Source organism: Kitasatospora sp. NPDC005751, from assembly GCF_040630835.1.
GTDB lineage: Bacteria > Actinomycetota > Actinomycetes > Streptomycetales > Streptomycetaceae > Kitasatospora.
Map to the genome: position 1 here is coordinate 15,894 of NZ_JBEXYC010000052.1, position 13,810 is coordinate 29,703.

Annotated in this window: 12 protein-coding genes; all 12 read right to left on the reverse strand. The window is 71.5% G+C overall.

Going from position 1 to position 13,810, the window contains the following annotated elements:
* Window positions 1-15 precede the first annotated feature (15 nt).
* Complete coding sequence (gene metK / locus ABZ497_RS29770; RefSeq protein ID WP_329486768.1) at window positions 16-1,224, reverse strand: methionine adenosyltransferase; 1,209 nt, start codon at window positions 1,222-1,224, stop codon at window positions 16-18.
* 150 nt (window positions 1,225-1,374) lie between these two features.
* Window positions 1,375-2,610 carry a bifunctional phosphopantothenoylcysteine decarboxylase/phosphopantothenate--cysteine ligase CoaBC gene (coaBC, locus tag ABZ497_RS29775; protein ID WP_359809648.1) on the reverse strand — a complete coding sequence of 412 codons (1,236 nt, stop codon included), beginning with the start codon at window positions 2,608-2,610 and terminating at the stop codon, window positions 1,375-1,377.
* Between the two features lie 152 nt (window positions 2,611-2,762).
* Complete coding sequence (rpoZ, locus tag ABZ497_RS29780; RefSeq protein ID WP_030056185.1) at window positions 2,763-3,029, reverse strand: DNA-directed RNA polymerase subunit omega; 267 nt, start codon at window positions 3,027-3,029, stop codon at window positions 2,763-2,765.
* A gap of 36 nt (window positions 3,030-3,065) precedes the next feature.
* Window positions 3,066-3,623, reverse strand: a complete 558-nt coding sequence (gene gmk / locus ABZ497_RS29785; RefSeq protein ID WP_352290776.1) for a guanylate kinase — start codon at window positions 3,621-3,623, stop codon at window positions 3,066-3,068.
* Window positions 3,624-3,672: 49 nt separating this feature from the next.
* Entirely contained in the window at window positions 3,673-3,999 is a 327-nt protein-coding gene (gene mihF / locus ABZ497_RS29790; RefSeq protein ID WP_030056187.1) for an integration host factor, actinobacterial type, read from the reverse strand.
* 374 nt (window positions 4,000-4,373) lie between these two features.
* Window positions 4,374-5,207 (reverse strand): orotidine-5'-phosphate decarboxylase, encoded by an 834-nt coding sequence (gene pyrF / locus ABZ497_RS29795; RefSeq protein WP_329486771.1) that lies wholly within the window; start codon window positions 5,205-5,207, stop codon window positions 4,374-4,376.
* A 47-nt stretch (window positions 5,208-5,254) separates the two neighbouring features.
* Window positions 5,255-6,355 carry a quinone-dependent dihydroorotate dehydrogenase gene (locus ABZ497_RS29800; RefSeq protein ID WP_329486773.1) on the reverse strand — a complete coding sequence of 367 codons (1,101 nt, stop codon included), beginning with the start codon at window positions 6,353-6,355 and terminating at the stop codon, window positions 5,255-5,257.
* 115 nt (window positions 6,356-6,470) lie between these two features.
* Window positions 6,471-9,782, reverse strand: a complete 3,312-nt coding sequence (gene carB / locus ABZ497_RS29805; protein WP_329486774.1) for a carbamoyl-phosphate synthase large subunit — start codon at window positions 9,780-9,782, stop codon at window positions 6,471-6,473.
* The gene (gene carA, locus ABZ497_RS29810) at window positions 9,775-10,965 is read right to left on the reverse strand and encodes a glutamine-hydrolyzing carbamoyl-phosphate synthase small subunit (RefSeq protein ID WP_329486775.1); all 1,191 of its coding nucleotides are present in this window, start codon (window positions 10,963-10,965) and stop codon (window positions 9,775-9,777) included. Before carA ends, carB begins: the two co-directional genes overlap by 8 nt.
* Window positions 10,962-11,528: a hypothetical protein gene (locus ABZ497_RS29815; protein WP_329486776.1), complete on the reverse strand. Its 567-nt coding sequence runs from the start codon at window positions 11,526-11,528 to the stop codon at window positions 10,962-10,964. The genes carA and ABZ497_RS29815 overlap by 4 nt, the downstream gene beginning before the upstream one ends.
* The gene (locus ABZ497_RS29820) at window positions 11,525-12,829 is read right to left on the reverse strand and encodes a dihydroorotase (RefSeq protein ID WP_329486777.1); all 1,305 of its coding nucleotides are present in this window, start codon (window positions 12,827-12,829) and stop codon (window positions 11,525-11,527) included. Before ABZ497_RS29820 ends, ABZ497_RS29815 begins: the two co-directional genes overlap by 4 nt.
* Entirely contained in the window at window positions 12,826-13,806 is a 981-nt protein-coding gene (locus tag ABZ497_RS29825) for an aspartate carbamoyltransferase catalytic subunit (protein ID WP_329486778.1), read from the reverse strand. The genes ABZ497_RS29820 and ABZ497_RS29825 overlap by 4 nt, the downstream gene beginning before the upstream one ends.
* Between the last annotated feature and the right edge of the window lie 4 nt (window positions 13,807-13,810).

The window sequence follows — 13,810 nt, forward strand, 5'->3', positions numbered from 1 at the left end:
CGGGCCGACCGCGGGTCAGTCCTGTACGGCCTTCTTCAGCTGCTCGACCCGGTCGGTCCGCTCCCAGGTGAAGTCCGGCAGCTCACGGCCGAAGTGGCCGTACGCGGCGGTCTGCGAGTAGATCGGGCGGAGCAGGTCCAGGTCGCGGATGATCGCGGCCGGGCGAAGGTCGAACACGTCGGTGACGGCCTTCTGGATGGTGAGCACCGGCACGGTCTCGGTGCCGAAGGTCTCCACGAAGAGGCCGACCGGCTCGGCCTTGCCGATCGCGTACGCGACCTGCACCTCGGCGCGGCTGGCGAGGCCGGCGGCGACGATGTTCTTCGCCACCCAGCGCATCGCGTAGGCGGCCGAGCGGTCCACCTTGGACGGGTCCTTGCCGGAGAAGGCGCCGCCGCCGTGCCGGGCGAAGCCGCCGTAGGTGTCGATGATGATCTTGCGGCCGGTGAGGCCGGCGTCGCCCATCGGGCCGCCGATCTCGAAGCGCCCGGTCGGGTTGACCAGCAGGCGGTAGCCCTCGGTCACGAGCTTGATGCCCTGCTCGGCGAGCGCCTTGAGCTCCGGCTCCACGACGAACTCGCGGATGTCCGGGGTGAGCAGCGAGTCGAGGTCGATGTCGCTCGCGTGCTGCGAGGAGACGACCACGGTGTCGAGGCGGACGGCCTTGTCGCCGTCGTACTCGATGGTGACCTGGGTCTTGCCGTCGGGGCGCAGGTACGGGATCGTCCCGTTCTTGCGGACCTCGGAGAGGCGACGCGAGAGGCGGTGCGCCAGGGTGATCGGCAGCGGCATGAGCTCGGGCGTCTCGTCGGACGCGTAGCCGAACATCAGGCCCTGGTCACCGGCGCCCTGCTTGTCCAGGTCGTCCTCGTCACCCTCCACCCGGGCCTCGTACGCCGTGTCGACACCCTGTGCGATGTCGGGCGACTGGGCACCGATGGACACCGAGACGCCGCAGGAGGCGCCGTCGAAGCCCTTCTTGGAGCTGTCGTAGCCGATCTCCAGGATCTTGTCCCGGACGAGCTGCGCGATCGGCGCGTAAGCCTTGGTGGTCACCTCGCCGGCCACGTGCACCTGGCCGGTGGTGATGAGCGTCTCCACGGCGACCCGGGACGTCGGGTCCTCTCGCAGGAGAGCGTCAAGGATGGTGTCGCTGATCTGGTCAGCGATCTTGTCGGGGTGTCCCTCGGTCACGGATTCCGAGGTGAACAGGCGGCGAGACACAGCGCTCCCTGGGGTTGCAGCGGCTGCTGACTGAAGGCCCCCGGCGGACCGGGGACATCCGGAAAGACTTGATTCCTGGAGTGTAACGGTCAGCTACCGGCTATCGGGACTCGATTCCGGAAAAGGAGACCGGTTGCTCACCTCTTGAGATCACTCGGCGACCGGTTGCCACCGCTTCGCGACCAGGTCCCAGACCACGTCGGCGAGCGCCTCCTTCGGCCCCACCGGCACCCCCGTCTCAGTGCCGTCCGAGCCCAGAATCACGGCCTCGTTGACGTCCGTGCCGAAGGCCTTGCCGTTGCCGACCTCGTTCACCACCAGCAGGTCGCAGCCCTTGCGGGCGAGTTTCGCGCGACCGTTCGCCAGCACGTCGTCGGTCTCCGCCGCGAAACCCACCACCAGTTGGCCCGAACGGGGCCGGTGGGCGGAGAGCTCGGCCAGGATGTCCGGGTTGCGGACCAGCGCGACCGGGGCCGGCTCGACCCCCTCGATCTTCTTGATCTTGCCGCTGGCGTACTCGGCCGGGCGGAAGTCGGCCACCGCGGCGGCCATCACCACCACGTCGGCGTCCGCCGCCGCCTTCGTCGCGGCCTCCCGCAGCTCCAGCGCGGTCGAGACGTGCACCACGTCGACCCCGGCCGGGTCGGGCAGCTCCGCGTTGGCCGAGAGCAACGTCACCCGGGCGCCCCGCGCCGCGGCGGTCGCGGCCAGCGCGTAGCCCTGCTTGCCGGAGGACCGGTTGCCGAGGTAGCGCACCGGGTCCAGCGGCTCGCGGGTACCGCCGGCCGACACCACCACGTGCCGGCCGGCCAGGTCGGCCGCGGCCGCGCCCCGGCGCAGCAGCGCCCGGCAGGCGTCGAAGATCGCGGACGGCTCGGGCAGCCGCCCCTTGCCGGTGTCCTTGCCGGTCAGCCGCCCGACGGCGGGCTCCAGCACCACGACGCCCCGGCGGCGCAGCGTGGCCACGTTCTCCCGGGTCGCCGGGTGCTCCCACATCTCGGTGTGCATCGCCGGCGCCAGGACGACCGGGCAGCGCGCGGTCAGCAGGGTGTTGGTGAGCAGGTCGTCGGCGAGCCCGTGGGCCGCCTTGGCCATCAGGTCGGCGGTCGCGGGGGCGACCACAACGAGGTCGGCGCTCTGCCCGATCCGCACGTGCGGCACCTCGTGGACCCGCTCCCAGGTCTCGGTGGCGGCGGGACGGCCGGAGAGCGCGGCCCAGGTGGCCTCGCCGACGAAGTGCAGCGCGGCCTCGGTGGGCACCACGGTCACCTGGTGGCCGGATTCGGTGAACCGCCGCAGCACCTCGCACGCCTTGTAGGCGGCGATGCCGCCGCTGACGCCGAGGACGACGCGCGGTGCGTCCGACCGGTCCGTGCTCGCGCTCATGCTTCCCACTCTCTCCTCGCTCGGGACGTGCTCACCCTACGACCCCCCGCCGGCCGGCGGCACGGTGCACCCCGCACCGCCCCCGGGCACGCCGAAGGGCCCGCCGGAACGGATCCGACGGGCCCTTCGACAGAACAGACAGGGAGACCGGCTCAGGCCGCCTCGACCGCCTCGGCGGTGAGCATGCCGGCGTTGATCTCGCGCAGCGCGATCGACAGCGGCTTCTCGTGCACGTGGGTGTCCACCAGCGGGCCGACGTACTCCAGCAGGCCCTCACCGAGCTGCGAGTAGTACGCGTTGATCTGACGCGCGCGCTTGGCGGCGTAGATCACGAGGCTGTACTTGGAGTCGGTGGCCTCAAGCAGCTCGTCGATCGGCGGGTTGATGATGCCCTCGGGCGCGGTCATGGAAGAGGACACGCGAAAACCTTCCGAAAGGTGGAAAAGACAGACAGGTCAGACTACACCGAGCAAGGCTAGCAGTTCGGCCGCTACCTGCTCGACCGAGGTGTTGACAAGGCTCGTGTCGAACTCCGTCTCGGCGGCCAGCTCGACCTTGGCCGCCTCCAGCCGCTTCTCGATGACGTCCTGCGGCTCGGTGCCCCGGCCGGTGAGCCGGCGGACCAGCTCCTCCCAGCTCGGCGGAGCCAGGAAGACCAGCTGCGCCTCGGGCATCGACTCGCGCACCTGGCGGGCGCCCTGCAGGTCGATCTCCAGCAGGACCGGCACGCCGGCTTCCAGCTTCTCCAGTACGGCCTGGCGCGGGGTGCCGTAGCGGTTGCCCGCGAACACGGCCCACTCCAGCAGCTCACCGTTGGCGATCAGCTTGTCGAACTCGTCGTTGTCGACGAAGTGGTACTGGACCCCGTGCTGCTCGCCGGGCCTCGGGTGGCGGGTCGTCGCCGACACCGAGAGCCAGACTTCGGGGTGCTGCTTCCTCATATGAGCGACGACCGTGCTCTTGCCGACCCCCGAGGGGCCGGAGAGCACGGTCAGCCGCGGACGCTCACTCATGCACCGATTATCCCGGATCGCGGACGCTCCCGGGACCACGGGGGCACGGTCAGGCGGCACCGCCGCCGAACTCCCGCTCCAGGGAGGCGATCTGGTTCGTGCCGAGGCCACGGACACGACGGCTCTCGCTGATGCCGAGGCGCTCCATGATCTGCTTGGCGCGGACCTTGCCCACGCCGGGGAGGGACTCCAGGAGCGCGGAGACCTTCATCTTGCCGATCACGTCGTTGTCGGCCTTGCCGGCCTTGATCACCTCGTGCAGGGAGGCGCCGGAGTGCTTGAGCCGATTCTTGACCTCGGCGCGCTCCCGGCGAGCCTCGGCGGCCTTGGCGAGCGCGGCGGTGCGCTGTTCAGGGGTAAGGGGCGGAAGAGCCACGCCGTTCACCTCAGGGTGTGGAAGGAAGGGATTGAGCTATGACTGGTTTGGTTCCCAGGACACCGGCCGCAGGGGAACCTCACGGCTCTGACCTGCGAGAGCAACGGGAATCGCCGCTCTTCGATGACCTATCGCCGGACACTACCCGGATTGCGGCGCCACGTCAGGAAAAGAACACGAAAAGTCCTGGTCAGCCAAGGCCGACCAGGACTTTCCCGGGCAAAATGACCGCGATTGCGGACCTTTGGCACCACCGATGTGACGGCGCTCACGTCAAGTCGTGAGGCCCCGCGCCACCCCGTCACGCCATCGCGGCACATCACGCCACCTCCGCGGCGACGCTTCGGGTGCCACCGAAAGCGCTGCGGCGCCCGCTACTTCACCGCGTCCGCGTACTCCTGGACGAAGCGGTCCGCCGCCTCCCGCAGGGCCGCCGGCGACGGGCCGCGCCGCAGGACGTCGCGGCTGACGCTCGGCACCACGTTGCGCACCGAGGCGCCGAACACCCGCGGCAGGTCCGCCATCGTGGCGCCCTGGGCGCCGATCCCCGGGGCCAGCAGCGGGCCGTTGATCGCCAGGTCGACGCCCGCGTCGGCCAGCGTCGCGCCGACCACCGCGCCGAACGAGCCGAGCGGCTCCGCGCCGGCGTTCTCGGCGGCCAGCTGCCGCAGCACCGCGGCCGCCACCGGCTCGCCGTCCGCGCCGGTCGCGCGCTGCACCTCGGCGCCCTCCGGGTTGGAGGTGAGGGCCAGCGCGAACACCCCGGTGCCGCCTGCCGCCGCCAGGTCGAGCGCCGGCCGCAGCGAGCCGAAGCCCAGGTACGGGCTGACGGTGACGGCGTCCGAGAAGAGCGGGCTGCCGGGCGCCAGGAAGGCCTCCGCGTACGCGGCCATGGTGGAGCCGATGTCGCCGCGCTTGGCGTCCATCAGGACGAGCGCGCCGGCCGCCCGGGCCTCCTCGACGGACCGCTCCAGCACCGCGACGCCCCGGGAGCCGAACCGCTCGAAGAAGGCGGCCTGGGGCTTGAGCACGGCCACCCGGTCGGCCAGGGCCTCGACCACGGTGCGGCTGAAGGTCTCCAGGCCCGCCACGGAGTCCTCCAGCCCCCAGGCGGCGAGCAGGGAGGCGTGCGGGTCGATGCCCACGCAGAGCTGGCCGCGGGTGTCGAGGGCGTGCCGCAGGCGGGCACCGAAGGGGGCGAGGGTCATGACGTCCTTCCAGGGCGTAGCACGGGGGTGAGGGGGTCCGGCGGGGGTCAGGAGGCCTTGGCGCTGCCGACGGCGGCCGCCAGGTCGCGGAAGCCGCCGGCCCGGACGCGGGCGGAGAGGCCCTTGTGGATGCGCCGGCACCAGAACGGGCCCTGGTAGATGAAGGCGCTGTAGCCCTGGACCAGGTCGGCGCCGTGCACGATGCGCTGCCAGGCGTCCTCGGCGGTCTCGATGCCGCCGACCGAGACCAGGGTCAGCCGGCCCTCGGTCCGGGCGCGCAGGCGCTGCAGCACCTCCAGCGCGCGGGCCTTGAGCGGGGCGCCGGAGAGGCCGCCCATGCCGATCTCCTCGATCCGGGCGGCGCTCGCGCGCAGGCCCTCGCGGCCGATCGTGGTGTTGGTGGCGATGATGCCGTCCAGGCCCAGCTCCAGGGCGAGGTCGGCGACCGCGTCGACGTCCTCGTCGGCCAGGTCGGGGGCGATCTTGACCAGCAGCGGCACGTGGTGCGCGGTGGAGCGGTCGGCGGCCTCGCGGACGGCGGCCAGCAGCGGGCCGAGGTGCGAGACGGCCTGGAGGTTGCGCAGGCCCGGGGTGTTCGGCGAGCTGACGTTGACCACCAGGTAGTCGGCGTACTGGGCGAGCCGCTCGGTGGACTTCACGTAGTCGGCGATCGCGTCGGCCTCCTCGACCACCTTGGTCTTGCCGATGTTGACGCCGACGACCGGTGTGGAGCTGGTGTGCGGGCGTGCGGCCAGCCGGGCGGCGACCCGGGCCGAGCCCTGGTTGTTGAAGCCCATCCGGTTGATCAGCGCGCGGTCCTCGACCAGGCGGAACAGCCGGGGCGCCGGGTTGCCCGGCTGCGGCTCACCGGTGACGGTGCCGATCTCGACGTAGTCGAAGCCGAGCATCGACAGGCCGTCGATGCCGACGCCGTTCTTGTCGAAGCCGGCCGCCAGGCCGAACGGGCCGGGCAGGTCGAGGCCGAGGGCGGTGGTGCGCAGCGCCCGGTCGCGCGGGGCGAGCACCAGCCGGACGAGGGTGCGCAGGCCGGGCACCGAGGAGGCCAGCCGGACCCAGAAGAAGGCCAGGTGGTGGGCCTTCTCGGGGTCCATCTTCTTGAAGACGAGGTCGAACAGGAGCTTGTACACGGCGGGTCCCAACAGAGGATCGGGCGCGGCCCGTCGGTCGAGGGGCGGCGGCGGGCGACGGGTGGGCATGGCAGTGGGGGGCACCCGGCGGTCGGTGCCCCCCACTGCGGTGGTACTACTTCGCGCGACCGGCGTTGATCAGCTGGGCGTGCTCCTGGAGCGACATCACCCCGACCTCGTCGCGCAGCAGCGCGTCGATGCCCTGGACGGCGGCGCCCATCGCCTGGACGGTGGTCAGGCAGGGCACCGAACGGGCGACGGCGGCGGTGCGGATCTCGTAGCCGTCGAGACGGCCGCCGGTGCCGTACGGCGTGTTGATGATGAGGTCGACCTCACCGTCGTGGATCAGCTGGACGATGGTCCGCTCGCCGTTCGGGCCCTCGCCCTCGCTGTGCTTGCGCACCACGGTGGCGGGGATGCCGCCGCGCTGCAGCACCTCGGCGGTGCCGGCGGTGGCGAGCAGCTCGAACCCGAGGCCGACCAGCGCGCGGGCCGGGAAGACCAGGTTGCGCTTGTCCCGGTTGGCGACGGAGACGAAGACCTTGCCCTTGGTCGGCAGCGCGCCGTAGGCACCGGCCTGCGACTTGGCGTACGCCGTGCCGAAGACCTTGTCGATGCCCATGACCTCGCCGGTGGAGCGCATCTCCGGGCCGAGCACGGTGTCCACGCCGCGGCCGTAGATGTCGCGGAAGCGGCTCCACGGCATCACGGCCTCCTTGACGGAGATCGGGCAGTCGGCGGGCAGGGTGCCGCCGTCGCCCTCGGCCGGGAGCAGGCCCTCGGCGCGCAGCTCGGCGACGGTGGCGCCGAGCGAGATCCGGGCGGCGGCCTTGGCCAGCGGCACCGCCGTGGCCTTGGAGGTGAACGGCACGGTGCGGGAGGCGCGGGGGTTGGCCTCCAGCACGTACAGGATGTCGCCGGAGAGGGCGAACTGGATGTTGATCAGGCCGCGGACGCCGACGCCGCGGGCGATCGCCTCGGTGGAGGTGCGCAGCCGCTTGATGTCGTAGCCGCCGAGGGTGATCGGGGGCAGCGCGCAGGCCGAGTCGCCGGAGTGGATGCCGGCCTCCTCGATGTGCTCCATGACGCCGCCGAGGTAGAGCTCGGTGCCGTCGTAGAGCGCGTCGACGTCGATCTCCACCGCGTCGTCGAGGAAGCGGTCGATCAGCACCGGGTGCTCGGAGATCAGACCGGCGTGCCGCTCCAGGTAGGAGGCGAGCGAGGCCTCGTCGTAGACGATCTCCATGCCGCGGCCGCCGAGCACGTAGGACGGGCGGGCCAGCACGGGGTAGCCGATCTCGTCGGCGATCGCCTTGGCCTCCTCGAAGGAGAAGGCGGTGCCGTGCTTGGGGGCGGGCAGGCCGGCGTCGCGCAGCACGCGGCCGAAGGCGCCGCGCTCCTCGGCGAGGTCGATCGCCTCGGGCTGGGTGCCGACGATCGGCACGCCGTTGTCCTTGAGCGCCTGGGCCAGGCCGAGCGGGGTCTGGCCGCCGAGCTGGACGATCACGCCCGCGAGCGGTCCGGCCTGCTGCTCGGCGTGGACGATCTCCAGCACGTCCTCCAGGGTGAGCGGCTCGAAGTAGAGCCGGTCGGAGGTGTCGTAGTCGGTGGAGACGGTCTCCGGGTTGCAGTTGACCATCACGGTCTCGTACCCGGCGTCGGCCAGCGCGAAGGAGGCGTGGACGCACGAGTAGTCGAACTCGATGCCCTGGCCGATGCGGTTCGGGCCCGAGCCGAGGATGATCACCGCGGGCTTGGTGCGCGGGGCGACCTCGTTCTCCTCGTCGTAGGACGAGTAGAAGTACGGGGTCTTGGCGGCGAACTCGGCGGCGCAGGTGTCGACGGTCTTGAACACCGGGCGGATGCCGAGCGCGTGCCGGACCTCGCGGACCACGTCGGTCCGCAGGCCGCGGATCTCACCGATCTGCAGGTCGGAGAAGCCGTGCCGCTTGGCGTGGCGCAGCAGCTCGGGGGTGAGCTCGGCGGCCTCGGCCAGCTCGTCGGCGATCTCGTCCAGCAGGAAGAGCTGGTCGACGAACCACGGGTCGATCTTGGTGTACTCGAACACCTCCTCCGCGGTGGCGCCGGCCCGGATGGCCTCCATGACGGTGTTGATCCGGCCGTCGGTGGGGACCACGGCCTTCTCCAGCAGCGCGGTCTTGTCGCCGACCGGGCCGGCCCAGGTGAACTGGGAGCCCTTCTTCTCCAGCGAGCGGAGCGCCTTGTTGAGCGCCTCGGGGAAGTTGCGGCCCATGGCCATGGCCTCGCCGACCGACTTCATGGTGGTGGTCAGCGTGGCGTCGGCGCTCGGGAACTTCTCGAACGCGAACCGCGGGACCTTCACCACGACGTAGTCGAGGGTCGGCTCGAACGACGCCGGCGTCTGCTCGGTGATGTCGTTGGGGATCTCGTCCAGGGTGTAGCCGACGGCGAGCTTCGCCGCGATCTTGGCGATCGGGAAGCCGGTCGCCTTCGAGGCCAGCGCCGAGGAGCGCGAGACGCGCGGGTTCATCTCGATGACGATGACCCGGCCGTCCGCGGGGTCGACCGCGAACTGGATGTTGCAGCCGCCGGTGTCGACGCCGACCTCGCGGATGACCGCGATGCCGATGTCGCGCAGGATCTGGTACTCGCGGTCGGTCAGCGTCATCGCCGGGGCGACGGTGATCGAGTCACCCGTGTGCACGCCCATCGGGTCGAAGTTCTCGATCGAGCAGACGACCACGACGTTGTCGTTCTTGTCGCGCATCAGCTCCAGCTCGTACTCCTTCCAGCCGAGGATGGACTCCTCCAGGAGCACCTCGGTGGTCGGCGAGAGGGTCAGGCCCTGGCCGGCGATGCGGCGCAGGTCCTCCTCGTTGTGCGCGAAGCCCGAGCCGGCGCCGCCCATGGTGAAGGAGGGGCGGACCACGACCGGGTAGCCGCCGAGCGTGTCGACGCCGGCCAGCACGTCGTCCATGGTGTGGCAGATCACCGAGCGGGCGGACTCGCCGTGGCCGATCTTGGCGTTGACGGCCTCGACGACGCCCTTGAAGAGCTCGCGGTCCTCGCCCTTGTGGATCGAGTCGACCTTGGCGCCGATCAGCTCCACGTTGTACTTGGCCAGCACGCCGTTGGCGTCCAGCGCGATCGCCGTGTTGAGCGCGGTCTGCCCGCCCAGGGTCGGCAGCAGGGCGTCCGGGCGCTCCTTGGCGATGATCTTCTCGACGAACTCCGGGGTGATCGGCTCGACGTAGGTGGCGTCGGCGATCTCCGGGTCGGTCATGATCGTGGCCGGGTTGGAGTTGACCAGGATGACCCGCAGGCCCTCGGCCTTGAGCACCCGGCAGGCCTGCGTGCCCGAGTAGTCGAACTCCGCGGCCTGGCCGATGACGATCGGGCCGGAGCCGATGACCAGGACGGACTTGATGTCGGTGCGCTTAGGCACGCTGGCCCTCCATGAGCTCAACACTGTCGTTGTCGTCGCCTCGCATGAGCTCGACGAACCGGTCGAAGAGGTACGCCGCGTCGTGCGGGCCGGCCGCCGCTTCCGGGTGGTACTGCACGCTGAAGGCGGGCACGTCCAGTGCCTGGAGGCCCTCGACCACATCGTCGTTGAGGCAGACGTGGGAGACCTCGACCCGGCCGAACGGCGTGTCGCTCACCTTGTCCAGCGGCGCGTTCACGGCGAAGCCGTGGTTGTGCGCGGTCACCTCGACCTTGCCGGTGGTGCGGTCCTGCACCGGCTGGTTGATGCCGCGGTGGCCGTACTTGAGCTTGTAGGTGCCGAAGCCCAGCGCCCGGCCGAGGATCTGGTTGCCGAAGCAGATCCCGAAGAACGGGGTCCGGCGCTCCAGCACGCCCTGCGCCACGGCGACCTGGTGGTCGGCGGTGGCCGGGTCGCCCGGGCCGTTGGAGAAGAAGACGCCGTCCGGGTCGACGGCGTAGATGTCCTCCAGCGTGGAGTTCGCCGGCAGCACGTGCACCTCGATGCCGCGCTCGGCCATCCGCTGCGGGGTCATCGCCTTGATGCCGAGGTCCAGCGCGGCGACGGTGAACTTCTTCTCGCCGACGGCGGGCACCACGTACGGCTCGGTGGTGGCGACCTCGGGGCAGAGGTCGGCGCCCTTCATCTCGGGCGACTGCTGCACCCGGGCCAGCAGCGCGGCGTCGTCCGCCAGCGCCGGGCCGGAGAAGATGCCGCAGCGCATCGCGCCGCGCTCGCGCAGGTGGCGGGTGAGGGCGCGGGTGTCGATGCCGCTGATGCCGACGACGCCCTGGTTGACGAGCTCCTCGTCGAGCGGGCGGCGCGAGCGCCAGTTGGACGTCACCCGGGCGGGGTCGCGCACGATGTAGCCGGCGACCCAGATCCGGCGGGACTCGTCGTCCTCGTCGTTCCAGCCGGTGTTGCCGATCTGCGGGGCGGTCATCGCGACCACCTGGCGGTGGTACGACGGGTCGGTCAGGGTCTCCTGGTAGCCGGACATGCCGGTGTTGAAGACGGCCTCGCCGAAGGTCTCGCCGATCGCGCCGTAGGCCTGGCCACGGAAGATCCGGCCGTCCTCCAGGACGAGCACGGCGGGGACGCGGTCCCGCCGTTGGCGCTGCGTGGTGGGGGCAGGTGCGGTCATTGAGCGGCCTCTTCCGTCTTCGTCTGCGTACGTGTTGCGAGGTGGGCGATCGCCTCGACCCAGGCGGCGTGCTCGCCGGGGTGGTCGGCCCGGAACCCGGAGTCCAGCGCGGTGCCCTCGTGCGTCCAGGTGACGACGAGCAGTCCGGACGGCACGACCTTGCCGGCGATCCCGGAGTCCGTCCGGGCGCCGGTCAGCTGCTCGGCCGGGATCCAGAAGTCGACGTCGCCGGGGCGCTGCACCAGCAGGCCGTCCGCGCCGAGGGTCAGGTCGGCCCGGCTGCGGGTGCCCAGGCCGTGCGCGACGACCCGGTCCAGCCAGTTCCCGGCGGTGGTGGTGCCGTGGTACCGGCCGCTGGTCTCCAGGATGGTCCGGCCGGCCCGGGCCGGCACGGCGGGCAGCGGCGGGATGCCGGACTGCAGGGTGCGCCGCCAGTTCCAGCCCTGGCGCATCAGCCAGTAGACCAGCCCGATCACCAGCAGCAGGCCGATGGCCCAGCCGATGTACCCGGGCCAGTCGGTGACCCTGGCCTGCTCCTGGGCGAGCCCGGTGAAGGCGCTCACGCGAGCCCGCCCTGCTCGACCAGCTCGCCGGCGAGCACCGTGGCGGTGCCGCGCAGGAAGGTGGCGTGCACCCGGCCGGGCAGGTCGAGGCCACGGTAGGGGGTGTTGCGACTGCGGGTGGCGAAGCTGTCGGGGTTCACGGCACCACGGTACGCGGGATCGAACAGCACCAGGTTGGCGGGCTCACCGACCGAGACGGGTCGTCCGTGGCCGGTGAGGCGACCGATCCGGGCCGGTCGGTGCGACATCCGGTCCGCGACGCCCTCCCAGTTCAGCAGGCCCGTGTCGACCATGGTCTGCTGCACCACCGAGAGCGCCGTCTCCAGACCGACCATGCCCATCGCGGCCACGGCCCACTCGCAGTCCTTGTCCTCGGACGGGTGCGGCGCGTGGTCCGTCGCGACGGCGTCGATGGTGCCGTCCGCGAGCGCCTTGCGCAGCGCCTGGACGTCGGCCGCGGTGCGCAGCGGCGGGTTCACCTTGTACACCGGGTCGTAGGAGCGGACCAGCTCGTCGGTGAGCAGCAGGTGGTGCGGGGTGACCTCGGCGGTGACGTTCCAGCCCTTGGCCTTGGCCCAGCGGATGATCTCCACCGAGCCGGCCGTCGAGACGTGGCAGACGTGCAGGCGCGAGCCGACGTGCGCGGCGAGCAGCACGTCGCGGGCGATGATCGCCTCCTCGGCGACGGCCGGCCAGCCACCCAGCCCGAGCTCGCCGGAGACCTGGCCCTCGTTCATCTGGGCGCCCTCGGTGAGCCGGGGCTCCTGGGCGTGCTGGGCGACGACCCCGTCGAAGGCCTTCACGTACTCCAGCGCCCGGCGCATGATCACCGCGTCGTCGACGCACTTGCCGTCGTCGGAGAAGACCCGCACCTCGGCGGCCGAGTCGTGCATCGCGCCCAGCTCGGCGAGCTTCTTGCCCTCCAGGCCGACGGTGACGGCGCCGACCGGGCGCACGTCGCAGAAGCCGGACTCCTGGCCGAGCCGCCAGACCTGCTCGACCACGCCGGCGGTGTCGGCCACCGGGAAGGTGTTGGCCATCGCGTGCACGGCGGTGAAGCCGCCCATCGCGGCGGCCCGGGTGCCGGTGAGCACCGTCTCGGCGTCCTCGCGGCCGGGCTCGCGCAGGTGGGTGTGCAGGTCGACCAGGCCCGGCAGGACGATCAGGCCGGAAGCGTCGATCTCGATGTCCGCCTCGACCGCCAGGCCGGTGCCGATCTCCTTGACCACGCCGTCGGCGAGGTGGAGGTCCTGCGGGGCGCCGCCGAGGATCTGGGCGTTGCGGATCAGGTAGGTGGTCACTGAGCGGTCTCCACGGAGTCGGTGCGGGGGGCGGCGTCGGCGAGCGTGGCGCCGCCGAGCAGCAGGTACAGGACGGCCATCCGGACGGAGACGCCGTTGGCGACCTGCTCGACCACGGTGCAGCGCGGCGAGTCGGCGACCTCGGCGGTGATCTCCATGCCGCGGACCATCGGGCCGGGGTGCATCACGATGGCGTGCTCGGGCAGCTGCGCCATCCGGCTGCCGTCCAGGCCGTAGCGGCGGCTGTACTCGCGCTCGGTCGGGAAGAAGGCGGCGTTCATCCGCTCGCGCTGGACCCGCAGCATCATCAGCGCGTCCGTCTTGGGGAGCACGCTCTCCAGGTCGTAGCTGACCTCGCAGGGCCAGTTCTCGATGCCGATCGGCAGCAGCGTCGGCGGGGCCACGAAGGTGACCTGGGCGCCGAGGGTGGTGAGCAGGTGGACGTTGGAGCGGGCCACCCGGCTGTGCAGGATGTCACCGACGATGGTCACCCGCCGGCCGGCGAGGTCGCGGCCGAGGCCGGCGTTGAGGTGGCGGCGCATGGTGAAGGCGTCGAGCAGCGCCTGGGTGGGGTGCTCGTGGGTGCCGTCGCCGGCGTTGATGACGCTGCCGTGCAGCCAGTCGGACTGGGCCAGCCGGGCCGGCGCGCCGGAGGCGTGGTGCCGGATGACGACCGCGTCGGCGCCCATCGCCTGGAGGGTCAGCGCGGTGTCCTTGAGGCTCTCGCCCTTGGAGACCGAGGAGCCCTTGGCGGAGAAGTTGATGACGTCGGCGGAGAGCCGCTTCTCGGCGACCTCGAAGGAGGTCTTGGTGCGGGTGGAGTCTTCGAAGAAGAGGTTGACGACCGTTCGACCACGGAGCGTAGGCAGCTTCTTGACGGCCCGTCCGGAGAGCTGGGCCAGCTCCTCGGCGGTGTCCAGGATCAGCAGCGCGTCGTCGCGGGTGAGGTCGGCGGCGGAGACGAGGTGGCGCTTCACGCGG